The following is a 21,678-nucleotide window of genomic DNA, read 5'->3' as shown; positions in this document are numbered from 1 at the left end:
CTGGCAGCCTTTGAGACGTTTGAGCTATCAGACCGCTTCAGGGACAGCGCCCAGCGCCGCCTGCAGCCACTGCCAGAATCGGCTCACACTCTCAATGTGAACCTTTTCATCGGGTGAATGAGGGAACACAATGGTTGGACCAATGGATACCATATCCCACTCAGGATAGGTGGCACCCAGAATGCCGCACTCAAGCCCCGCATGAATCACCTTGACTTCCGGCGCATTACCGAACAACGTCTCATGGGTTTCCTTCATGGTTACCAGCATGGCAGAGGATACGTCGGGCTGCCAGCCCGGGAACATGCCGACCATGCGGGCTTCAGCACCAGCCATACGGAACAGGCCGCAAAGACGGTGCCCCATATTCTCAGTCGCACTGTCAATCAAGCTTCTGGCAAAGCAGGCCGCATGGATCTTGCCATCAGCAATAGTCACAATGGCGAGATTATTGGAGGTTTCAACAACGCCAGGCACGCTGTCACTCATGCGGTCGACGCCATGAGGGCAAGCATCCAGGGTATCAAGCCAGCGAAGCTGATCTTGCTCAGCCATGAACTGGGCCTTGGCTTCGGTTTCTTCGGCCAGCATGATAAGGCCTGGTTCAACAGCCTGTAGCTCGTTACCGAAAACAGCGGCCATCTTGTCAAACAGCCCATCAAAGACGTCTGACTGATCCGCAGGAATAGCGACAGTCGCAAAGCACTCACGGGGAATCGCATTGCTGAGGTTGCCACCTTCAAAGCTGACAATACGCACACCAAGGGTTTGCATTTGCTTGAGCATGCGGATCATCAGTTTGCTGGCATTGCCGCGCTGCAAATGAATATCACAGCCGGAATGCCCGCCCTTCAGGCCCTTAATGGTCAGCTTACGCCACTGCGTATCGGCGGCAGGGGTTTCTTCGGTGTAAGTGGCATCTGCCAGTACATCAACGCCGCCGGCGCAACCGACGTAAACTTCACCCTCTTCCTCGGTATCCAGGTTGATGAGGATTTTGCCCTGCAAAACACCGGATTTGAGGGCTTCGGCGCCAACCATTGAACGTTCTTCATCAATGGTAAACAGTGCCTCAACGGGACCATGAGAGATATCTGTGGCTTGTAGAATCGCCAGCGTAGCGGCAATGCCCATACCATTATCAGCACCCAGCGTGGTGCCAGCAGCAGTTACCCATTCGCCATCAATGTAGGCTTTGATGGGATCACGGCTGAAATCATGATCGGTATCCGCATTTTTCTGGGGGACCATGTCCAAATGGCTCTGGAGAATTACGCCGGTACGATTCTCCATACCTGCAGTAGCAGGTTTCCTGACAATCAGGTTACCCACTTCATCGACATAGCTCTCAAGACCCAGGCGCTCCGCCAGTGCGACGATGTGATCTCTAACCTGCTCTTCCTGACCGGATGGACGTGGAATCTGGCACAGGTCACTGAAATGTCCCCAGATCCTGGTGGGTTCTAACTGTTTGATATCAGACACAATCCATTCCTGTTTTATGACTACGACAATGGCTTGGGACTGTTATATCAATCCGACGCTACGATTGGCGTAGGTATATTCCCGTATTCGGCATGATCAATGTCATCAAACGTCGATATTTCAGGTGTATCAACGTGCCATAAAACAAGATATATGATTGTATATTATTCATGTTTTAAGACCTCAACCGTCATTCCTGCAGCAAGCGATCCCTGCCCATGGTGAATCAGATTCTGGCCGAACAGGATCGAATTGCCATTCCGTCGATACGACGCCAGCGTGCGTAACGGTTGACCGGTTTTTACACCTAGCTGGGTATCAACGGTTGTCATGACACAGCGACTGCAGGGTTTTACTACGCTGAATTCGATATCACCAATACGGATTCTGTCCCACTGGTCTTCTTCATGAGGATCACATCCACTCACGACGATGTTGGGCCGAAATCGGCGCATGGGCACGGGGATGTCCAGTCGTTCATTCAGTGCCGCCAGTGATGCGTCTGAAATCAGCAGGAAGGAAAAACCATCTGCAAAGGACACTTGATCCCCTTTTGATGCATAGGCCCTATCCACCTGACGAAGAAAAGTATCCGGCATCCAGACCAACCGGCATTCAACACCCAAGAAACGGCTGAACCATTCGTCCGCATCCTCTCCCGCACTGACAGCCTGACATTCATCCTTCCATACCAGTACAGAGAGAGACGCTTCATCGCAGGCAGCCGGCGTAGCTATCGGCAGAGGTGTCATCCCCTCTGCAGACACCACAATACCGGTGTCCTGCTCCTCAACCGTCACCAATACCAGTCGTGGGTATTGCCGCTGAGTAATGAACTTCCCGCTTTTGTCCACCACCATCCAGCGGCGATCACCACGGAACCCAAACGCATCGACAAACCGCTCTGTCACCACACGCTGCCGACAGGATTTAATGGGATAGACCGCCAACTCTGACACCGTAATCATGTATTTTCCCAATCACTGATCTGTGCACTTCCCGGTTAAACACCCTTTCCTGAGCATCAGGTCAGCGTGGCGTTTCCCCGACAAACCGGGTGCGGTATAGTTAGCCGCACCTTCTGCCGCCATCATGACGCGGTGCCTAAGAAAAAACAAAAACACATTAATAAAAACAGGGACTCAGAATGCTTAAGCGATGGCTGCTCACCGGCGTAGTGCTGGCCCTTCTGTTTGGCGTACCGGCTGGTTTAAAACTGTTTGAAAAGCACATGACGCAGCAATTCTTCGCCTCCTTTACCCCACCGCCTGTCACTATTTCCGCCGAGGCTGTCCGCCTTGAAACCTGGCAGCCCCGTTTAACCACCATCGGCAGCCTTACCGCCATACAGGGTGTGGAACTCAAGAGCGAAGTCAAAGGGATTGTGCGTGATGTGATGTTTCAGTCCGGCAAACAAGTTGCGGCGGGCCAACCCCTTCTGCAACTGGATGACCAGACCGAACAGGCCAACCTGAAGAGCTACAAAGCCCGCTTAAAGCTGGCTCAACTGACTTATGACCGCGACCGTGCCCTCATTGAGAAACGCGCCATCTCCCAGACACAATTTGACCAGAGTGCCGCAACCCTGGATGAAGCCCACGCCGCGGTTGCGCAGACGGAGGCCATGCTGCGAAAGAAAAACATCACAGCGCCCTTCAGTGGCACCATTGGTATTCAACGGGCAGAACCGGGTGATTACCTGAGTGAAGGCGACAAAATTGCCACCCTTCAGGATTTAACCCGGCTTTACATCGACTTCAGCCTGCCAGAACAGGCCGTGCCTGAGCTGTTCAAAGGTCAGGCCATTCGTTTTCGGGTTCCTGCCCACGGCGACCAGTGGTTTACAGGCGCCATTGATGCCATCAACGCCAAGGTCAACAGTGATACCCGGTACATTGATGTACGCGGTATCGTCAGCAACAGCGACACCCAACTGCTCCCCGGCATGTTTGCCGATATTGAGATCATCCTGGCCGAACAGGTACCCGTTGTTACCGTACCGGAAACCGCTGTCACCTATACGCTTTATGGCGATTCCGTGTATGTCATCCAGGGCAAGGATAGCGAGAAAGAGACTGACACCTTATCCGTCAAACGTACGTTTGTCCGCACCGGTGAACGCCAGCAGGGCCGCGTAGCCATTACTGAAGGGTTGGACGGTTCAGAACAGGTCGTTACCTCTGGCCAGTTGAAACTGGATAACGGCACCCGTGTTGTCATCAACAACACGGTACAGCTCTGAGGGTGGCCTGAATGTCGATCGCAACGAAACAATCCTTTACCGATATTTTCATCCGGCGACCGGTGCTAGCCACTGTGGTCAGCCTTCTGATTCTCCTCCTGGGCCTGCAGGCTTTCCAGAAACTGCCGGTCCGTGAGTATCCGGCCATGGAAGATGCCGTGATTACGGTCACGACCATCTACCCTGGCGCCAGTGCCAAGCTGATGCAGGGATTTGTCACTACCCCGGTCCAGCAGGCCATGGCCGGGGCTGAGGGTATTGATTACCTGACCTCCAGCAGCAGCCAGAATACTTCGACCGTCACGGCCTATCTTCAGCTTGGATACAATGCTGACCGCGCCCTCACGGAAATCATGGCCAAGGTCAACGAAGTCAGGAACCAGCTCCCGAGTGAGGCTGAGGATCCCATCATCACCAAGGGTGACAACAAGGGATCCGCCCTGCTCTATCTGAGCTTTTACAGTGATGCGATGAGCAACGAGCAGGTGACGGATTACCTCACCCGGGTGGTGCAACCAAGGCTGTCGACCCTGGAAGGCGTTGGCAGCGCGGAAATACTGGGGCAGAAGACCTTTGCCATGCGTGTCTGGCTCGATCCGGTACGCATGGCGGCACTCAGTGTCACCGCGGCGGATATCAACCAGGCCATTCTCGACAATAACTTTCAGTCGGCGGCCGGCGAAACCAAAAGCGTCCTGACCGTCACCAGTGTCAATGCCCAGACCGACCTGAGCACTGAGGACGCCTTCAGGCGGATCATTGTCCGAAATGATGGGGATACCCTGGTCAGGATTCAGGATGTCGCCAACATTGAACTGACCGCTGAGAACTTCGACAGTTACGTGGCCTTCAACGGCATCCAATCCGTCTACATCGGAATCTCAGCCACCCCTTCCGCTAACCCGCTGGATGTGATCGAACGAGTCAGAGAGACGTTACCAGGAATCCAGGCACAGCTGCCCGACGTACTCAAAGCCGATATCGTCTACGACGCCACTGAGTTCATCCAATCGTCCATTGACGAAGTGGTCAAAACCTTGCTGGAAGCAACCCTCATCGTCATTCTGGTGGTTTTTCTATTCCTGGGCTCGCTGCGCATTGTGGTGATTCCCGTGGTCGCCATACCGTTGTCCATGGTCGGCGTGTTGTTCCTGATGCACCTGATGGGCTATTCCATTAACCTGCTGACACTGCTCGCCATGGTGCTGGCTATCGGGCTGGTCGTTGATGACGCCATTGTGGTAGTTGAAAACATTCATCGGCATATTGAGGACGGCAATTCGCCCTTTGAGTCGGCGCTGGCGGGCGCCCGTGAAATCGCCCTCCCGGTGATATCCATGACGATCACCCTGGCGGCCGTTTATGCCCCCATCGGTTTCATGACCGGCCTGACCGGCAGCCTGTTCAGCGAATTTGCTTTCACGCTCGCCGGTGCGGTAGTCATCTCCGGTATTATTGCCCTGACGCTATCACCGATGATGTGCTCCCGGTTGCTACAACCGGCCGGAAATGACAGCCGATTTGTGAAGTGGCTGGATCATCGCTTTGACCAGCTCAAGAACAGTTACCAGGCGGCCATACGCCGGGGCTTATCCTACCGTGGCCCCACCCTGTTTTTTGCGGCTGTTGTTTTCTGCGCGATTCCATTCCTGTTTATGGAAACCCGCAGTGAGCTGGCCCCCAATGAAGACATGGGCATTATCTTTGTCATGTCCAAATCCCCCCAGTATGCGAATATTGATTATTTGAACCGCTACACCGATACCTACGAGGCCATCTTCCGGCAATTCCCGGAATACGAAAGCTCCTTCCTGGTCAATGGGGATGGCGGACCGAACATGTCGTTCAGCGGTATGCTGCTGAAACCCTGGGGGGAACGAGAGCGCAATCAGTTCGACATACAGAAAGAACTGCAAAACAATCACCTCAGCCAGGTTTCCGGCCTGGAAGTCTTTTCTTTCAATATGCCCTCGCTTCCCGGCGCCGGTGGCGGTTTACCCGTACAACTGGTCATCAATACCACCAGTGATTATGAAACCCTATTTCGGGTGTCCGAAGGGCTGACCAAAGTGGCCAGAGAGTCCGGGCTGTTCATGTTTATCAGCAACGAACTCCGCTTCAACAAACCCGAAATCCAGCTGATGGTTGACCGTAACAAGGCGGCCAGCCTCGGCATCAGCATGCGGGATATCGGCACCACACTCTCAACAATGCTGGGCAACGGCAACCTGAACCGGTTCAGTATCGAAGGACGCAGTTATAAGGTCATTCCCCAGGCGCCGCGGGAGTTTCGGCTGAATCAGGAATGGCTGGGGCGTTACTACGTCCGGGCGGAATCCGGTGACATGGTGCCTCTATCCGCCATCATAACCGTCAGCACAGACACCCAGCCGAACCGGCTGACCCAGTTCCAGCAGCTCAACTCGACCAAACTCCAGGGGATGTTGACGCCCGGAGCCAGCCTCGGTGAAGCCCTCGCCTTCCTGCAGGAAAAAGCGGCGGAAATGAACCCTGAAGGGTTTGGGATTGACTATGAGGGCAGCTCCCGTCAATTCATCAATGAGGGACAGGCCCTTATGGTGACCTTCGCCATTTCCCTGCTGGTGATTTTCCTGGTGCTGGCGGCTCAGTTTGAAAGCTTCAGGGATCCGCTGGTTGTCATGATCACTGTTCCCATGTCCATTTGTGGTGCCCTGATACCATTAGTGCTTGGCAATATGTTTGAGCATGGTATCGGCATCAGTGTCACCATGAACATCTATACCCAGATTGGCCTGGTGACGCTGATCGGCCTGATCACCAAGCACGGTATCCTGATCGTTGAATTTGCCAATCAGCTGCGGCGCGAGCAGGGGCTGGACATTTGCAAAGCCGTTGAGGAAGCGGCGGCACTGCGGTTACGTCCTGTCCTGATGACAACCGGTGCCACCGTGCTGGGTATTGTGCCGCTTCTGCTGGCCTCCGGCGCAGGGGCCGTGAGTCGGTTCAATATCGGCGTGGTCATTGCCAGCGGCATGATGATCGGTACGCTGTTTACACTGTTTGTGGTGCCGGTTATTTACACACTCCTGGCCAGCAAAACGGTTCATAACACAGAGCTTACGCCACAAACCCACTGAAACCCCGCAAGAAAAAAGGCTACCGGTTGCTGTTTCCGGTAGCCTTTTTTATAGGTAAGGAGATGTGGCGTTCTAATTGGGGTCCAAATGAAAGGTCACATCCGCCTCAGGCATCCACGCCAGAATGGCCTGTTTGACCTGCCCGCCGATATCATGTGCCTGCCTGACGGAAAGATCACCCTGCACATCCAAGTGAAACTGGATAATGGGTAGCGCGCCGGAGATACGGGTTCTCAGGTTGTGAACCCCCTGAACACCCTCAACACTGAGAATGGTCTTTTCAATACGCTCAAGTTCCTCTTCCGGCAGGGCTCGATCCATCAGCATCTGGATAGATTCCCACCCTACTTTCCGGACACTGTTGAGCATATACAGCGCAATCAGAATACCAAAAATTGCATCAGCCTCACGGTATCCCGCAGCGGCCAGCGCCAGCGCGAGAATCACGCTGAGATTGGTAATCAGGTCCATGCGATAGTGCATCTCGTCAGCCTTGATCGCAATGGATCCGGTCTCACGAATGACATAGTTCTGAATGACCAGCAATATCAGGGTGCAGACGATCGAAAAGGCCATAACCATCATGGCAACCTGCTCATTGCCGATTTCCACGTCATTGGTCAGATCGTTGATCGCATGCAGAATCAGGAAAATAGCCGAACCGGCAATGAAGGCCGACTGCGCCAGCGCCGCCAGCTGCTCCGCCTTGCCATGGCCGAAGTGATGATCCTCATCCGCGGGTTTGAGCGCAATATAGACCGCTACCATGTTGATCAGCGATGCAAAGGCGTCCAGCATGGAATCAATGACCGTCGCCATCATACTGACCGAGCCACTGACCCACCAGGCGAACAACTTCGCGACAATCAGTACGATAGCCGTGACAACGGATGCCGTGGATGCCAGCCTGAGCAGCCGCGCATTACGCTGTGCATTTGAGTTAACCATAAAATGCTTTATCTAGTTTGCTTTCAGAATCCCAGCCTCTACATTAACGGCTTTATAGCAGGGAAACCAGATCAGAACGGTTAGGCGCGCTAAGCAAAATCGTTATCGAGATTACTTCAATCCAGCTAAAGAAGTGATTTCATATCAAAGGGTTAACAAAGTTTTCAGACAAGGAGCATCACATGACGAAGGGAAGACAGCGCTTCCCTCCCAGGGATCTGGCCTGCCACGATGGCATCAGGACTGCAGACCTTTCGCCAGATCAGTCGCCTGATCACCTGCCAGCAGATGCACAATGGTATCGCCTATCACCATATGGCCCAGCAACCCTGAAGCTTTCAACTGCGATCGGTTCACACGCGCCGGATCCAGCACTTCAACCCGCACACGGGTCATGGCGACCTGTACAGGACCGGCAATATTCTCCCGCCCTCCTAAAGCCTCACTACAGTCTGCTATCAGCCTGACCGTGTTGTCATCGCTATTCGCAGAAACACAGGCTGGCTCTGCGGCTGCGGCTGCGGCTGCGGCTGCGGCTGCGGCTGCGGCTGGACGATTAAATGCCGTTTTAACTTTGTCAAAAAATCCCATTAGAATGCTACTTCCCTGTTGAATAAACCTGATTTGCCACCAGATGCCGAACCGCTGTCGCTGATTCCAGTGACAGCGTCTGACGAGCCAATTCTCTGCATTGCGGTATAGAGAGACGCCTGACAACAGCCTTGATATCAGCGATAGCAGGTACTCTGACAGACAATTCATCAACTCCTAACCCCAACAGCAGTGGCACCACCTATTCATCACCAGCAAAATGTTCAACCAAATACGGACAGGAACGTGGTAACCCTGTGCTTTACCTGAAGCGAGCGGGCAAAGCACAGGGCCAGGTGACAGCCTGATCAGAATGCCGGTTCAGCCTCGGTAACCTGCATCGTTTTCATGATGCCCGCGATGGTTTCGGCTTCAGGGCCGAGCACCACCTGGATGCTCTTTTCACCCACCCGAATCACACCACTGGCACCCAGCGCCTTGAATTCGGCATCACTGGCAACAACGGGCACATGGACATTCAGTCTCAGGCGTGTGATGCAGGCATCAATGGTTTCCAGGTTCTTAACCCCACCCAGCAGTACCAGATAACGTTGCGCCTTTCCGGTGGGTGTATCTGCTGCTTCCATAGCAGCCGCCGCGGCTGGCTGAACCGCCGTTATTGTTTCTGTTTCAGCCACTTCTTCGTCACGACCTGGTGTTTTGAGGTTCATGAACTTGATCAGGGCATAAAAACTCACAAAGTAAACAACACCCGTGCAAAGCCCCTGAAGCAGCAATACCTCTGGTTTGGTGGCAAGGCCCCAGTTCAGAACAAAATCAAACAGACCAGCGGAGAATCCAAAGCCATGCAGTGTGCCCAGCAGGTTGGAAATCATCAGAGACAACCCCGTTAACACCGCATGGAGGGCATACAGTGCTGGCGCCAGGAACATGAACATGAATTCGAGGGGTTCAGTAATCCCGGTCAGGAAAGCCGTCAGTGCCACGGAGAACAACACACCACCGACCTGCGCCCGACGCACTTTCGGTGCTGCCAAATACATGGCCAATGCACCAGCCGGCAAACCAAACATCATGACGGGGAAGAAACCTGCCATGAATACCCCTGCAGAGGGATCACCCGCAAAGAACCGGTTCAAATCGCCGGTCACCAGCTCACCCGCTGCATTGGTGAAGTCACCCAGGCCGAACCAGAAATAAGAATTCAGCACATGGTGCAAACCAAAGGGAATCAGGCCCCGGTTGAGGGTGCCGTACAGGAATTGTCCCACGGAACCGGACTCTGCAACACCATGACCAAAGGCATCAATACCGGACTGGATCACCGGCCACACATAACCACAGACCCAGGCCACCAGCAACATGATCAGACCGGTAATAATCGGCACCAGGCGCTTGCCTCCGAAAAAACCCAGATACTGGGGCAAGACCGTGGCATGAAAACGGTTATAGACGTGTCCGGCAACGATACCGGCCATAATGCCGCCGAAGAATGACATGTTAATGCTGTCATTGATCGTGCCCGCCGCACTGGTCAGCACGAAGTAGCCAATCGCACCGGCAATGGCGGCAGCACCGGCTCCATCACGGGACAGTCCCACCCCGATACCCATCGCGAACAACAGCGGCAGATTACTGAAAATGGCATTGCCGGCCTCCGCCATAAACGGAATATCCAGCAAATCGGGCTGCCCGAGTCGCAGCAACAGGGCTGCAACAGGCAGCGAGGCAATAGGCAGCATCAGCGCCTTACCCAGCTTCTGCAGGTAACTGAAGATGTTCACGGCAGGTTCCCCTCGGTTAGCTAATCATTTACGGCATCATCGTACCCACTTTTTTTATTGCGTGAAATATGTAACCGGAAAATTTCTGTCGAAGGTCAATAGAAACGGATTAAATCAAAATTATTTGACCTTTAAGTCACCTATTATTTTATTATGTAAATTATTGGCAGATTCCATCCGTTGTCAGAATCGGTACGCATCAGCCCTCATCGGAACCGTTTCACACCACTATCCGGGAGATAATCCATGCGTCTTATCCCTCTGCGAGATGCCCAGGCGACAGGACTCTGGTCAGCACGCTACATCGCAGACCGCATTCGGGCATTCGATCCAGGCCCGGACCGCCCTTTTGTGCTGGGTCTTCCCACGGGGGGCACGCCGCTATTGACGTACCGGGAGCTGATCCGTCTGCACCAGCAAGACGATCTCAGTTTCAAGCATGTCATCACGTTCAACATGGATGAATATGTTGGACTTGCCGCCGGACACGCCCAAAGCTACCGGACCTTCATGGAAGAGAACCTGTTCCGGCATATCGACATTCCCGCTGCCAATGTCCATTTCCTTGATGGCAATGCCGATGACTTGGATGCTGAATGCCAGCGCTACGAAGACTGCATCACCGCCGTCGGAGGTATCCATCTGTTTTTTGGCGGCGTTGGCCATGACGGGCACATCGCATTTAACGAACCCGGCTCTTCCCTGCGCTCCCGCACCCGGACAAAAACCCTGACACAGAACACCCGCCAGGCAAATGCACGCTTTTTTGAGGGGGATATCGATCAGGTGCCCAAACTGGCATTAACTGTCGGAGTCGGCACCATTATGGATGCCGATGAAGTCATGATTCTGGCCACCGGTTCCGGTAAGGCCCGGGCGATCAAAGCCGCCGTGGAGGACCCCATCAACCATATGTGGACGATCTCAGCCCTTCAGCTGCACGCCAAAACGCTGCTCGTCTGTGATGAGGCCGCCACCCTGGACCTGACGGTTCGCACCCTCCGGTATTTTGAAAGCATCGAAGCTGAGCATATCCAGGGATTCTGACATGGACATCGGACAAACAAACACCTTTGCCCTCATCGACGGCATCATCGTTTCAGACAGCAGCATACTGGAAGATCACGCTGTCATCATCAGCGATGGAACCATTGACGCCATCGTCCGTGATGACCAGCTTCCAGCAGGCATGGCAGCCCATTCGCTGGACGGGCAATGGCTCTGCCCTGGCTTTATTGATCTACAGCTGAACGGTTGTGGCGGTGTTCTGTTCAACAGTGACATCAGCACCAGCACACTGGATACCATGCACCAGACCAACCTTCGTCATGGTTGCACCAGTTTCCTGCCGACACTGATCACCTGTGATGATAACGATATCCAGACTGCCATTGCAGTCACGCGGGAGTACCAGCACCACCATCCGTTTCGTGTGCCCGGCCTTCACCTGGAAGGCCCCTGGCTAAGCCCTAATCGCAAGGGTATTCATGATGCCACACAGATTCGACAGCCTGATTCCGCTTTGCTTCGTCTGATCTGTGATAACAGCAATACCATCAGCATGGTGACACTGGCCCCCGAGGTCTGTCCGGCAGGCACCATTGAGCAATTGACGGACGCGGGTATCCGGGTCGCCATAGGGCATACTGCGGCCACCAGCACAGAAGTCGAGCAAGCCATCATAGCCGGCGCAGCTTTTGCCACGCACCTGTTTAACGCCATGCCACCGTTAACCAACCGCGAACCCGGGCCTGTCGGCGCCATTCTGGATGATCAGCATATTTGTGCAGGCATCATTGCTGATGGCATACATGTGGACTGGCAGAATATCCGTCTCGCGTGGCGGCTACTCGGCAGTGACAGGCTCTGCCTGGTTACCGATGCCACACCTGCCGCTGGTGCCCAGATCGAGCAGTTCCAGTTCGGCGGCCAGACCGTGTATTATCGCGACGACAAGTGCCTCAGTGCCGATGGCACGATCGGTGGTTCCGCACTGACCATGGACGCGGCGGTCAAAAATAGTATTGATCACGTCCATATCCCACTGGCCGAGGCCATCTGCATGGCAACCGCAACACCGGCCAGCAGCATTGGCATGGATGACCACATCGGCCAGATCAAACCGGGCATGCAGGCAAACCTGACCATTCTGGACATGCACCATTCAGTGACTGCAACCGTGTCGGACGGCGTACTCATGGACTGGCGTGACGGGACGCTTAATAGATAATGATCAAAACGGAATCTACGGGACAGGAACTCAGGCTACAACCGATTGCCACGGTCTATCGCACCATTGATCAGGCAGGTCCGATTTCACGGATACAACTCGCCCGTGAGTGCCTGATGGCGCCCGGCACACTGACCCGTATCGCTCGCCTGCTGATGGACAACCATCTGGTACAGGAAGTCGCCTCACAGGCCTCCACTGGCGGGCGACGCCCAGTTTCTCTCGCCATAAATACTGCCGCACGACAGTTACTTGCAGTGAGAGCGGGCCGCAGCCACTTCCATCTGGGATTATGTGATCTTTCCGGAAAGCTCATCAAGAAAGAAACCGTTGAGGCTTCAACCGATTCAGAAGAGACATTCTGTGCAGGCCTGATCACCGCCATGCGCCACTTCATCAGTGCCAATACGCAACATATAACCGCGCTGACGGGTGTAGGAATTACACTACCCGGCCTGATCGACAGTCACGCCGGCATTGTGCACTTCATGCCGAACATTACCGTTAACCAGCTGGCTCTGGCACAAAGCGTCCAGCATGCGCTGGAAATACCCTGTTACATCGGTAATGACACTGCCGCCATGTGCCTTGCCGAGCACTACTTTGGTACGGCACAAACCTGCAACAACGCCCTGTTTATCAGCATTCATAATGGCGTGCGTGCCGGCATGATGATCCATGGCGAACTTTATGAAGGCTGCCTGGGCGCTGCCGGTGAAATCGGGCATATTCAGGTCGATCCCCTGGGGCAACGTTGCTATTGCGGTAATTTTGGCTGCCTGGAAACACTGGTCTGCAATCCAGCCATCGAAAATCGCTATAATCAGCTATCACGCGATCACCAGCCTGCCACGGACTCCTACCCATTAGAAAACAAGAATATCGCAGAGATCTGCGCTGCGGCTGTCAACCTTGAACCACTGGCCGTGAATGTCCTCAAGGATGTGGCAAAGCATCTTGGGAATGTCATTGCGATGAACGTAAACCTGATACGTCCTGAGAAGATTATCCTTTCCGGAGAAATAGCAGCGGCATTTCCAGTGATCGCGCCTGTCATTCAGCACTGTATGGAGACTGGCACGGTACAAGGCATTTCTCGCGCGCCGATACTGGAAGTCTCACCACTCGGCCAGCAACGCTGGCTCGGTGGCACCGCGCTGGTGAAACGCGCACTTCGCGATGGCAGCCTGCTAGGTCAATTACTCGAATAAGAGGGCAGGTGTAATCAACAGCCCTGAAGTGTTTGTTACAACGCCTCTTTTGCCCTTTCGAGCAAGGCCAGTGCCTGTCCAGCATCAAAAGGCCAGCCGAGTTCGTGACCGTCTGGCGCAACCTGCACCACCGGAATTCGTTCGCCGTACTGATCAATCAACTGATCCGACTCGGCAATATCAATCAACTCCAGGGCAAAAGGCTCTGTGGGCTTCAGATTCACCAGCATGTCCAGGGCCTGCTCACAGAGATGGCAGCACTCTGTTGTGTAGAGGAACAGCGTGATCATGATAACCCCCTTCTGGTCAGTCAGAGCACCTGACACTGGACTATGCTCTTTATGAATGAAGTATGTAAACAATACTTACAGATATAGTTAGTAGTAATAACATTCCCGTCTGTCACCTTACTACAAGCACGCGTAAAATAACGTGATAAATCAACTGACTGCAACACATTATGCAGATCAGAAATGACAACGAAATAACTAACTGTCGTAACAGGGGACTGCATGGATTTCAGCTTTTTCAACCAACTTCTTATTATCTTCTCCCTGTCAGTAGTTTGTATTGCTGTCTTCCATCGTCTGCGTATCTCCGACACCCTAGCCTATTTGGTGGTAGGACTGATCCTTGGTCCGACAGCCACCGGCGTCATCGACAGCAGCTTCGATATCAGCCTGCTTGCCGAAATGGGTGTGGTGTTTCTGCTGTTCTCCCTGGGATTAGAATTCTCACTATCGAATATGCTGGCCATGCGCAGGGTTGTGTTTGGACTGGGCGGCCTCCAGGTACTCATCAGCACCGTGCTAATCGGCTTCTGCGGCCTGCTGCTGGGTTTTTCCCATGCCGGTGCACTGGTCATGGCAGCCGGGTTATCCCTCTCATCCACGGCCATTGTTTCCAAAGAGCTGTCTCGCCGAAACGAGATCCGCTCTGACCATGGTCAGCTGGCGATTGGCACTCTGATCTTTCAGGATATTGCGGCGGTATTCTTTCTTATCCTGGTTCCCGCTGTTGGTGGCTTTGGCGAGTCCGGACTGGCGATGTCGCTACTCATCAGTCTGGCCAAAGGCAGCCTGTTTGTGGTCTTTATGCTGATGATTGGCCGCTGGGTGATGCCAAAGATATTTCATGAAATCGCCAGGGCCCGCTCCGAAGAGTTGTTTGTCCTCACCGCTATCGTAGTTGCCCTACTGGCATCATGGCTGACACATCTGCTGTCTCTATCCATGGCACTGGGCGGCTTTGTCGCCGGAATGATGCTGGGAGAAAGCCATTACCGCCATCAGGTAGAAGCAGACATCCGCCCTTTCCGTGACATTCTGCTGGGTCTGTTTTTTGTTTCCATTGGCCTGATGCTGGATCTGGATCAGTTCCTGAGCCAGTGGCACCTGATCCTCCTGGCCAGCGCCGGACTCATACTGTTCAAAGCAGTGCTAATCAGTCAGCTGAGCTATTTCGTGTTCCCTGATCGAAAAGCCGCTATCCGTACCGGCCTGTCATTGGCCCAGGGCGGCGAATTCTGCTTTGCACTTGTGGCACTGGCGGCCAACAACCAGTTCTTATCAACCAGCACCAGTTCCCTGATCCTCTCAGTAACCATCGTCTCAATGGCCGTGACACCACTGTTGATCCGCTACAGTGAAACCATTGCCGAACGCCTGACCGGTGAACGGAAAAAGCGGCCAACCATGATTTCATCTGCCGACCGTATCCGACAGGAAACGGAAACGATGGATAACCATATCCTGATCTGCGGCTATGGCCGCGTCGGCCAGGCGATCAGCCGTTTTCTGGATAAGGAAGGCTTGCCATTCGCCGTACTGGATGACGACCCTGTGCATGTCCGCGAGGCAACACGCGCCAGCATGCCGGTGTTTTATGGGGACTGTCAGCGCCTGGAGCTGTTGGAAGCTGCAGGTCTCAATCGTGCCAGACTGGTGGCAATCTGCATCAACAACTCCCGAAATGCCCACGCCGCCCTGAAGAAAATTCGCAGCGCGAATCCCGACATCCCGATTCTGGTTCGCACCCGGGATGACGCGATGATGGACACCCTCAAACGAGACGGCGCAACGGAAGTATTCCCGGAAGTGCTCGAATCCAGCCTGCTGATTATCAGCCACGTCCTTCATTTGCTGGGGCACAACAAGCTGGCAGTCGCCCAGCGCATTGATGCCGTCCGGCGCCAGCACTACAACATCCTGCACGGCTCCTTTTTTGGCACCAGCGAAGCGCTGCACGATATTGACGGTAATCCCCAACAGTTCCTGCACGCCGTGACCCTGCCAGAAAAAGCCTATGCTGTCGGCAAACGACTGTCCGAAATCCCGCTTGAGAAAACCGGGGTTTATGTACAAAGGGTGACTCGTGACAATAACTCCCTTCCTTTGTGTAACGACCCCTCACTCCACCCTGATGACGTTGTACTGATTAACGGTACACCGGAACAGATCGAACACGCTGAAACCGTTTTGCTTAGCGGTCAGTAATCCTCTACAAAAGCCGGATGGTCCACACACCCATCCGGCTTCCTTCACAACATACAGACTGATCTATACTGGCAGTGGCGCCTCTTCCCCCCCACAACCCATAGCTGGCGCTCAAAGTCATCTTTTCCCATCCATACAACTTATCATTCACTACTGACCGGCAACGGCCGGGAGGTAAATCATGTTTTCTGTAAAAATACCGTTCTTGTTCACCAGCCTTTTCCTGGTATCAACGGCCGGGGCCGATGTTCAACGCACCAGCCTGACAAGCGCGATGCCTGATCGGGGTTTATGGACCCGAACCTTTACCGACCTGATTAGAACCGACCAGCCTGACCATTGGGGTAACTGGAACCTGGATACCTCCATCACAGCCGGGGCAATTGGCTATATCAATACCAATACCGGTGAATTCGAACGTATCGGGATCGTGCCGAATATTATCACCAGCAAAACCCCCATGTCAGAGGTCATGAAGCTGTCAACCGAATATGTGAACACCTCACAGTTCAACATCAATCTGAGCGACAAGCTTCCATCACAGGACAGCTCCTCTTCACCGGAAGTCGGCACAACAGTGCAGTGGAAATTCAATAAAAGCGGTTCTATTGCCACCCAGTGGGCTGTTTCCTCCCATGAACGCGTTGACAACCCCATTAATGTCATAGGTGACAACATGACCTGGCTGCAATCTGAGGCCGCCAAGGTCAATATGTATGACGCCGATCATGGCATCTCCCAAGGGTTTGGCATGGTCACGGGGATCATTTGGGCCAAGAGCGGTATGAATGCCGGCTCGCTATCTGACACGGCATCATGGAGCATCACGGGGAAAGCCAGCAACATTGACAGCATGCTCGGTAGCGGCTCTGCAGAAGCGTCGTTCCTTAAAACAGAATCTACAGGTGCTATCTCAACCCATACCTGGCCTGCCAGTGCAAATTCCGTATCGACAACGCTGGTTCCCATCGCCTATAGCTTTGCCTCGATGGATGGTACAACCATCATTCCTTCATGGATTGGGATGATTAACTCCTTCCAGGTCATTCTCAACAACACCCACGGCAGCTATATCGTTGACGCTGACCTCTACTACAGCACTGAGAGTGGCGAAGTTCACGAGCAGACACAACTCAGCGGCGGCCTCACTCGAACATTCGGCAATATTCCGCTGAATGCTGACCATCTGAAGCTTGAACTGAAATTCATCGGGATGATCAACAGCGATTACTACACCATTCGCTGGGAAAAACCTCTCGGCCACTGGCTGACTGGCCAACGGCATGTCGAACTTCACGGGTACTGGCCGGGTCCAACATCCTACACAATACTGGAGGAGCAGTTCGCTGATGAGTAGACTCTCAAGATAGCGTCGTCAGCTCACAGTGCGAACATCGGATAAAGAGACACTATGACAGATAAAAAAGGATCAGGTATTTTTCGAGTTATCCAAAGCGTGGTAGCGGCTGCCTTTGGTGTTCAGAGTAACCGCAATCGTGAAAGGGACTTCACTGAAGGAAAACCCGGCCACTTCATTATTGCCGGGATACTGTTCACCGTTATTTTTATTATTGTCCTGATCAGTATCGTCAATACGGTACTGGGCTAGATAAACGATAACCGCTTTATTGGCCACTCACCCAGTAGACGGCAGCCACCACCACAATCATGATCAGTGCTACGGCCGACCACGCATCAACCTTGCTATCGGTCTGTTCAGTTTCCTGAGACATTCTTTCCCCTCCTGATTGCTTTAAGAGACACCCGTCCAGACTAGCGAATGTCAGCAGATTCAACAAGCCGCGGTCTTTTTTATTACTTTTATATAGATATCTATGACTAAATATTACTTTTAAATATATGAGTGCATTGGTATTTTGCTCAACAATTATTCCTCAATAAAAACAATGCCAGGCAGGATGTCTGGCCAGAAAAAAGACACACCATGTATCAATACGATCAGCATGACAGAACACTGGTAGCGGAGCGAGTCCGGCAATTTGCCAATCAGACCGAACGCTATCTCGCCGGTGAACTTAGTGAAGAGCAGTTCCTGCCACTGCGTCTGCAAAATGGCCTCTATATTCAGCGCCACGCGCCGATGCTCCGCATCGCGGTACCTTACGGCATGATCAGCGCCACACAACTGCGAAAGATTGCCGACATCACCGAGACCTACGACAAGGGCTATGCCCATCTGACCACCCGCCAGAATATCCAGCTGAACTGGCCTGCCCTGGAACAAGTGCCCGATATTCTTGCCGAGCTGGCCAGTGTCGAAATGCACGCCATCCAGACCAGTGGCAACTGCATCCGCAACACAACCACCGACCAGTTTGCCGGTGTGGCCGAGGATGAAATAGAAGACCCCCGCCCCTGGTGCGAAGTCATTCGCCAATGGTCAACCTTTCATCCGGAATTCGCGTTCCTGCCGCGTAAGTTCAAAATTGCAGTTAATGGCGCCAGAGAAGACCGCGCCGCCATCCAGGCCCATGACATCGGCCTGGAACTGGCAAGAAATGAAAAAGACGAAATAGGCTTTCGTGTACTGGTGGGAGGCGGACTGGGCAGAACCCCTATGCTTGGCACTGAGATTACCCCCTTCCTTCCCTGGCAGCACTTGTTGACGTACCTGGATGCAATTCTACGCACCTATAACCGGTTTGGCCGACGGGACAATAAGTACAAGGCGCGCATCAAAATTCTGGTCAAGGCGCTGGGCATTGATGCATTTCGCCAGAGGGTCAATGCCGAGTGGGAAAACCTTAAAGATGGCCCAGGCACACTGACAGAACAGGCACTCGCTCAGGTTAGTCATCACTTTAGCGACCCCGATTATGAGTCTCTGCCAACCTCGCCAGCCAACGCTGATCAACAACGTGCAGACAACAAGGCGTTTGACCATTGGGTCACCCGCAACGTTTCAGGTCACAAGCGCTCCGGCTATGCCACCGTGACCCTCTCACTCAAAAGTACGGCCTATGCACCCGGTGACATCAGCACAGAGCAGCTGCGCATCGCGGCCGATCTATCAGAGGCATACAGTTTTGGCGAACTTCGCATCAGCCACCAGCAAAATCTGATCCTTCCGGATGTGCAGAAAGCATCGCTTTACGCCCTCTGGCAAGCATTAAGTGACGCGGGCTTTGCGACCCCTAACCTTGGGCTGCTCACTGATGTTATCTGTTGCCCCGGTGGCGACTACTGTGCCCTGGCCAATGCCAAGTCGCTACCGGTGGCGGAAGCCATCCAGCGTCGCTTCGACGATATCGATTACCTTCACGACCTCGGCGACCTGGAGCTTAATATTTCAGGCTGCATGAATGCCTGTGGGCATCACCACATTGGTAATATCGGGATTCTAGGCGTTGATAAGAAAGGCGAAGAGTATTACCAGATCCAGATTGGCGGCGCCTCTGGCAACAATGCGTCACTCGGCAAGATCATTGGCCCGTCGTTCAGCCGATATGATGTCCCTGATGTTCTGGAACGCCTGTTGAACGTCTATGTAGAACAGCGTGTTGATGGTGAAACATTCATCGCCACCTCTCGCCGTATCGGTCTTGAGCCTTTCAAGGAGCGGGCATATGCCAAGAAAGATCATTAAGAATCAACGTGTTATCGATGACAGCTTTGAGATCATCACAACACAAGTGCTCGACTCCTCGACAGCGCAGGCAAACAGTCTCGTTCCGTTGTCTATCTGGAATACCTTGATAGACAACACACAACGCGAATCCCTTCCCGCAGGGTTATGGCTGGATAGCCACGAAGCCCCGGAAGAAATCTCTGGTAACCCAAACCAGGCGCTGATTATTGCCATCAATTTTCCGGCTTTTACCGATGGCCGTGGCTACTCCCTTGCCCGCTTGCTGCGTCAGCAATACCGTTTCACCGGTGAACTGCGGGCGATTGGTGACATTCACCGTGATCAGCTTTACTACCTCTCTCGCTGCGGGTTTGACAGTTTTGCCCTGGCTGATCCCGCACAATCTGAATCTGCCATTGAAAGCCTGGAAGATTTCAGCGTGGCCTATCAGCATGCGGGGGACTCTTCTACGCCTGTCATCCGCTGAAACCAGTCCCGGATGCCCATTCTCATGGGAATCCGGGTATCTCTATGAAAAAACGGCTTTTTTTCGCGTTAATACTTCACATCTGGGGCAAAACACCGATTACATAACTATACAGGACCTATGGAGCTGACCTCGGCGCCCGGTTGTAGGCTATACCGGACAGGCATCGAGCGTTTATACTCTCGAAAAACAGAACATATACATGGACATGGATTCGGGTTCTCTGGTCTTCTCTTTCTTCCTCATCTTTACAGGTGCGGCCGTAGTGTCCACGCTGATCCTGTATACCCGCCAACCCCTGATTGTCGGCTACATTGTTCTGGGCGCCATCCTTGGCCCTTACGGTATGGAGATGGTGTCCGATACCAAGCTGCTCAACGACATTTCTCATGCCGGTATTATTTTCCTGCTCTTCCTGCTCGGGCTTGATATGCAGCCTGCACACCTGATTCACATGCTGCGAAAAACCGCCATTGTCGGTGTAATGAGCTCACTGGTATTTGCTTCAGCAGGCTATATCTGCGCCCTGGCGTTTGGCTTTTCCCAGTTGGAGAGCCTGATCATCGGCGCCAGCATGACGTTCTCAAGCACCATTATCGGGATCAAGCTGCTTCCCACAACCGTGCTTCACCATAAACACACAGGTGAATTGTTGATCAGCCTGCTCCTGTTACAGGATTTACTGGCCATACTGCTGCTACTGCTACTCCAGAATGGCGACAATATCAGCGATGGCTACTCTACCTTATTGATCCCTTTGGGTATTTTGCCGTTGCTGGTAATTGGCGGGTTCCTTAGTGTCAAGTTCATTATCCTGCCGTTAATGGCGAGGTTTGACCGGTACCATGAATACCTGTTTCTACTGACCATTGGCTGGTGCCTGGGCATGGCAGAACTGGCTCAGGCCATTGGTTTATCGGCAGAAATAGGCGCCTTCATTGCCGGCATCAGTATGGCTACCAGTCCGATTTCCCAATATATCGCTATTAACCTGAAGCCCCTGCGAGACTTTTTCCTGATTCTATTTTTCTTCTCAACCGGCGCCAGCTTTGATCTTTCGTTGCTTGATGACGTATTCATGCCGATGCTGACGCTCTCGGCGATCTGCCTTCTGCTTAAGCCGCCCGTATTTCGCTACTTCCTGCGCAAGGTGAGCGAAAAGCGTAGCACCGGCTGGGAAGTGGGTGCCCGATTGGGTCAGAACAGTGAATTTTCCATCCTGATCGCCAGCGTCGCATCCAGCCATGCCATTATTGACAGCATTGCCTCACACACTATCCAGGCAACAGCCATCCTGACACTGCTGATCTCATCCTATATCGTTGTCTTTACTTACGAATCTCCGATTGCCATTTCGGATAAATTGCGACGAGACTAGCCATTATAAATCGGACGCTGACAATATGACCAAGATCCCTGACACTGAAACCACTCATCTTATGGAAGCGATATAGTCATGAGTATCCCGCTAGCAACCCTGGTAGCGGGACTACAATTGAAAGCTATTCTCTGTTTAGGATCAAGTAACGGTAACGG

At 53.2% G+C, this 21,678-nt stretch carries 17 protein-coding genes; 11 read left to right on the top strand and 6 right to left on the bottom strand.

Translation table 11 applies throughout. From position 1 onward, the window contains the following. Positions 1–27: 27 nt before the first annotated feature. Positions 28–1,485: an aminoacyl-histidine dipeptidase gene (locus tag KHS78_RS11065; protein ID WP_211828433.1), complete on the bottom strand. Its 1,458-nt coding sequence runs from the start codon at positions 1,483–1,485 to the stop codon at positions 28–30. A 164-nt stretch (positions 1,486–1,649) separates the two neighbouring features. After that, complete coding sequence (locus KHS78_RS11060; protein WP_211828431.1) at positions 1,650–2,453, bottom strand: MOSC domain-containing protein; 804 nt, start codon at positions 2,451–2,453, stop codon at positions 1,650–1,652. Positions 2,454–2,632: 179 nt separating this feature from the next. Between KHS78_RS11060 and KHS78_RS11055 the strand changes: the two genes are divergently transcribed. Together KHS78_RS11055 and KHS78_RS11050 are read left to right on the top strand one after the other, a co-directional pair. Next, positions 2,633–3,727, top strand: a complete 1,095-nt coding sequence (locus tag KHS78_RS11055) for an efflux RND transporter periplasmic adaptor subunit (protein WP_211828429.1) — start codon at positions 2,633–2,635, stop codon at positions 3,725–3,727. 11 nt (positions 3,728–3,738) lie between these two features. Then, positions 3,739–6,846: a MexW/MexI family multidrug efflux RND transporter permease subunit gene (locus KHS78_RS11050; RefSeq protein ID WP_211828427.1), complete on the top strand. Its 3,108-nt coding sequence runs from the start codon at positions 3,739–3,741 to the stop codon at positions 6,844–6,846. 72 nt (positions 6,847–6,918) lie between these two features. Here the strand turns inward: KHS78_RS11050 and KHS78_RS11045 are convergent, their stop codons facing one another. The 3 genes from KHS78_RS11045 to nagE all read right to left on the bottom strand — a co-directional run bounded on the left by KHS78_RS11045 (position 6,919) and on the right by nagE (position 10,130). Further along, positions 6,919–7,794: a cation diffusion facilitator family transporter gene (locus tag KHS78_RS11045; RefSeq protein ID WP_211828425.1), complete on the bottom strand. Its 876-nt coding sequence runs from the start codon at positions 7,792–7,794 to the stop codon at positions 6,919–6,921. A gap of 237 nt (positions 7,795–8,031) precedes the next feature. Next, positions 8,032–8,385: a PTS sugar transporter subunit IIB gene (locus KHS78_RS11040; protein ID WP_211828423.1), complete on the bottom strand. Its 354-nt coding sequence runs from the start codon at positions 8,383–8,385 to the stop codon at positions 8,032–8,034. A gap of 308 nt (positions 8,386–8,693) precedes the next feature. Further along, positions 8,694–10,130, bottom strand: a complete 1,437-nt coding sequence (gene nagE, locus KHS78_RS11035) for an N-acetylglucosamine-specific PTS transporter subunit IIBC (protein ID WP_211828421.1) — start codon at positions 10,128–10,130, stop codon at positions 8,694–8,696. Positions 10,131–10,376: 246 nt separating this feature from the next. On the opposite strand from nagE, the gene nagB reads away from it, so the two are divergent. The 3 genes from nagB to KHS78_RS11020 are packed head-to-tail and all read left to right on the top strand — an operon-like array spanning position 10,377 to position 13,571. Next, on the top strand, positions 10,377–11,177 hold the full coding sequence (gene nagB / locus KHS78_RS11030; protein WP_211828419.1) for a glucosamine-6-phosphate deaminase: 801 nt from the start codon (positions 10,377–10,379) through the stop codon (positions 11,175–11,177). A 1-nt stretch (position 11,178) separates the two neighbouring features. After that, positions 11,179–12,360 (top strand): N-acetylglucosamine-6-phosphate deacetylase, encoded by a 1,182-nt coding sequence (nagA, locus tag KHS78_RS11025; protein WP_211828417.1) that lies wholly within the window; start codon positions 11,179–11,181, stop codon positions 12,358–12,360. After that, positions 12,360–13,571: an ROK family protein gene (locus tag KHS78_RS11020; RefSeq protein ID WP_211828415.1), complete on the top strand. Its 1,212-nt coding sequence runs from the start codon at positions 12,360–12,362 to the stop codon at positions 13,569–13,571. Before nagA ends, KHS78_RS11020 begins: the two co-directional genes overlap by 1 nt. 35 nt (positions 13,572–13,606) lie before the next feature. Here KHS78_RS11020 and KHS78_RS11015 read toward each other — a convergent pair whose 3' ends face one another. Beyond that, complete coding sequence (locus tag KHS78_RS11015; RefSeq protein ID WP_246506347.1) at positions 13,607–13,861, bottom strand: glutaredoxin family protein; 255 nt, start codon at positions 13,859–13,861, stop codon at positions 13,607–13,609. Between the two features lie 222 nt (positions 13,862–14,083). Here KHS78_RS11015 and KHS78_RS11010 point away from each other — a divergent pair, with 222 nt between their 5' ends. From KHS78_RS11010 to KHS78_RS10985, 6 genes are all read left to right on the top strand, one after another. Beyond that, the gene (locus KHS78_RS11010) at positions 14,084–16,066 is read left to right on the top strand and encodes a monovalent cation:proton antiporter family protein (protein ID WP_211828413.1); all 1,983 of its coding nucleotides are present in this window, start codon (positions 14,084–14,086) and stop codon (positions 16,064–16,066) included. Between the two features lie 181 nt (positions 16,067–16,247). Further along, the gene (locus KHS78_RS11005) at positions 16,248–17,423 is read left to right on the top strand and encodes a hypothetical protein (protein ID WP_211828410.1); all 1,176 of its coding nucleotides are present in this window, start codon (positions 16,248–16,250) and stop codon (positions 17,421–17,423) included. A gap of 54 nt (positions 17,424–17,477) precedes the next feature. After that, positions 17,478–17,675: a DUF2970 domain-containing protein gene (locus tag KHS78_RS11000; RefSeq protein WP_211828403.1), complete on the top strand. Its 198-nt coding sequence runs from the start codon at positions 17,478–17,480 to the stop codon at positions 17,673–17,675. A gap of 336 nt (positions 17,676–18,011) precedes the next feature. Continuing rightward, on the top strand, positions 18,012–19,673 hold the full coding sequence (locus KHS78_RS10995; protein ID WP_211828402.1) for a nitrite/sulfite reductase: 1,662 nt from the start codon (positions 18,012–18,014) through the stop codon (positions 19,671–19,673). Then, the gene (locus KHS78_RS10990) at positions 19,654–20,142 is read left to right on the top strand and encodes a DUF934 domain-containing protein (RefSeq protein ID WP_211828400.1); all 489 of its coding nucleotides are present in this window, start codon (positions 19,654–19,656) and stop codon (positions 20,140–20,142) included. The genes KHS78_RS10995 and KHS78_RS10990 overlap by 20 nt, the downstream gene beginning before the upstream one ends. Positions 20,143–20,350: 208 nt before the next feature. Beyond that, positions 20,351–21,520, top strand: coding sequence for a cation:proton antiporter (locus KHS78_RS10985; protein ID WP_211828541.1), 1,170 nt, complete (start codon positions 20,351–20,353; stop codon positions 21,518–21,520). Positions 21,521–21,678 lie beyond the last annotated feature (158 nt).

This window comes from Kistimonas asteriae (assembly GCF_018263925.1).
In the GTDB taxonomy this organism is placed as follows: domain Bacteria; phylum Pseudomonadota; class Gammaproteobacteria; order Pseudomonadales; family Endozoicomonadaceae; genus Kistimonas; species Kistimonas asteriae.
The sequence above is the reverse complement of the archived record's forward strand: the minus strand, read 5'-3'. Positions and strand labels throughout refer to the sequence as shown.

Bases quoted from the DNA above. Each gene is read 5' to 3' on its own strand.
- KHS78_RS11060 (WP_211828431.1), bottom strand. From the start codon at position 2,453: ATGATTACGGTGTCAGAGTTGGCGGTCTATCCCATTAAATCCTGTCGG.
- KHS78_RS11055 (WP_211828429.1), top strand. From the start codon at position 2,633: ATGCTTAAGCGATGGCTGCTCACCGGCGTAGTGCTGGCCCTTCTGTTT.
- KHS78_RS11050 (WP_211828427.1), top strand. From the start codon at position 3,739: ATGTCGATCGCAACGAAACAATCCTTTACCGATATTTTCATCCGGCGA.
- KHS78_RS11045 (WP_211828425.1), bottom strand. From the start codon at position 7,794: ATGGTTAACTCAAATGCACAGCGTAATGCGCGGCTGCTCAGGCTGGCA.
- KHS78_RS11040 (WP_211828423.1), bottom strand. From the start codon at position 8,385: ATGGGATTTTTTGACAAAGTTAAAACGGCATTTAATCGTCCAGCCGCA.
- nagB (WP_211828419.1), top strand. From the start codon at position 10,377: ATGCGTCTTATCCCTCTGCGAGATGCCCAGGCGACAGGACTCTGGTCA.
- nagA (WP_211828417.1), top strand. From the start codon at position 11,179: ATGGACATCGGACAAACAAACACCTTTGCCCTCATCGACGGCATCATC.
- KHS78_RS11020 (WP_211828415.1), top strand. From the start codon at position 12,360: ATGATCAAAACGGAATCTACGGGACAGGAACTCAGGCTACAACCGATT.
- KHS78_RS11015 (WP_246506347.1), bottom strand. From the start codon at position 13,861: ATGATCACGCTGTTCCTCTACACAACAGAGTGCTGCCATCTCTGTGAG.
- KHS78_RS11010 (WP_211828413.1), top strand. From the start codon at position 14,084: ATGGATTTCAGCTTTTTCAACCAACTTCTTATTATCTTCTCCCTGTCA.
- KHS78_RS11005 (WP_211828410.1), top strand. From the start codon at position 16,248: ATGTTTTCTGTAAAAATACCGTTCTTGTTCACCAGCCTTTTCCTGGTA.
- KHS78_RS11000 (WP_211828403.1), top strand. From the start codon at position 17,478: ATGACAGATAAAAAAGGATCAGGTATTTTTCGAGTTATCCAAAGCGTG.
- KHS78_RS10995 (WP_211828402.1), top strand. From the start codon at position 18,012: ATGTATCAATACGATCAGCATGACAGAACACTGGTAGCGGAGCGAGTC.
- KHS78_RS10990 (WP_211828400.1), top strand. From the start codon at position 19,654: ATGCCAAGAAAGATCATTAAGAATCAACGTGTTATCGATGACAGCTTT.
- KHS78_RS10985 (WP_211828541.1), top strand. From the start codon at position 20,351: ATGGATTCGGGTTCTCTGGTCTTCTCTTTCTTCCTCATCTTTACAGGT.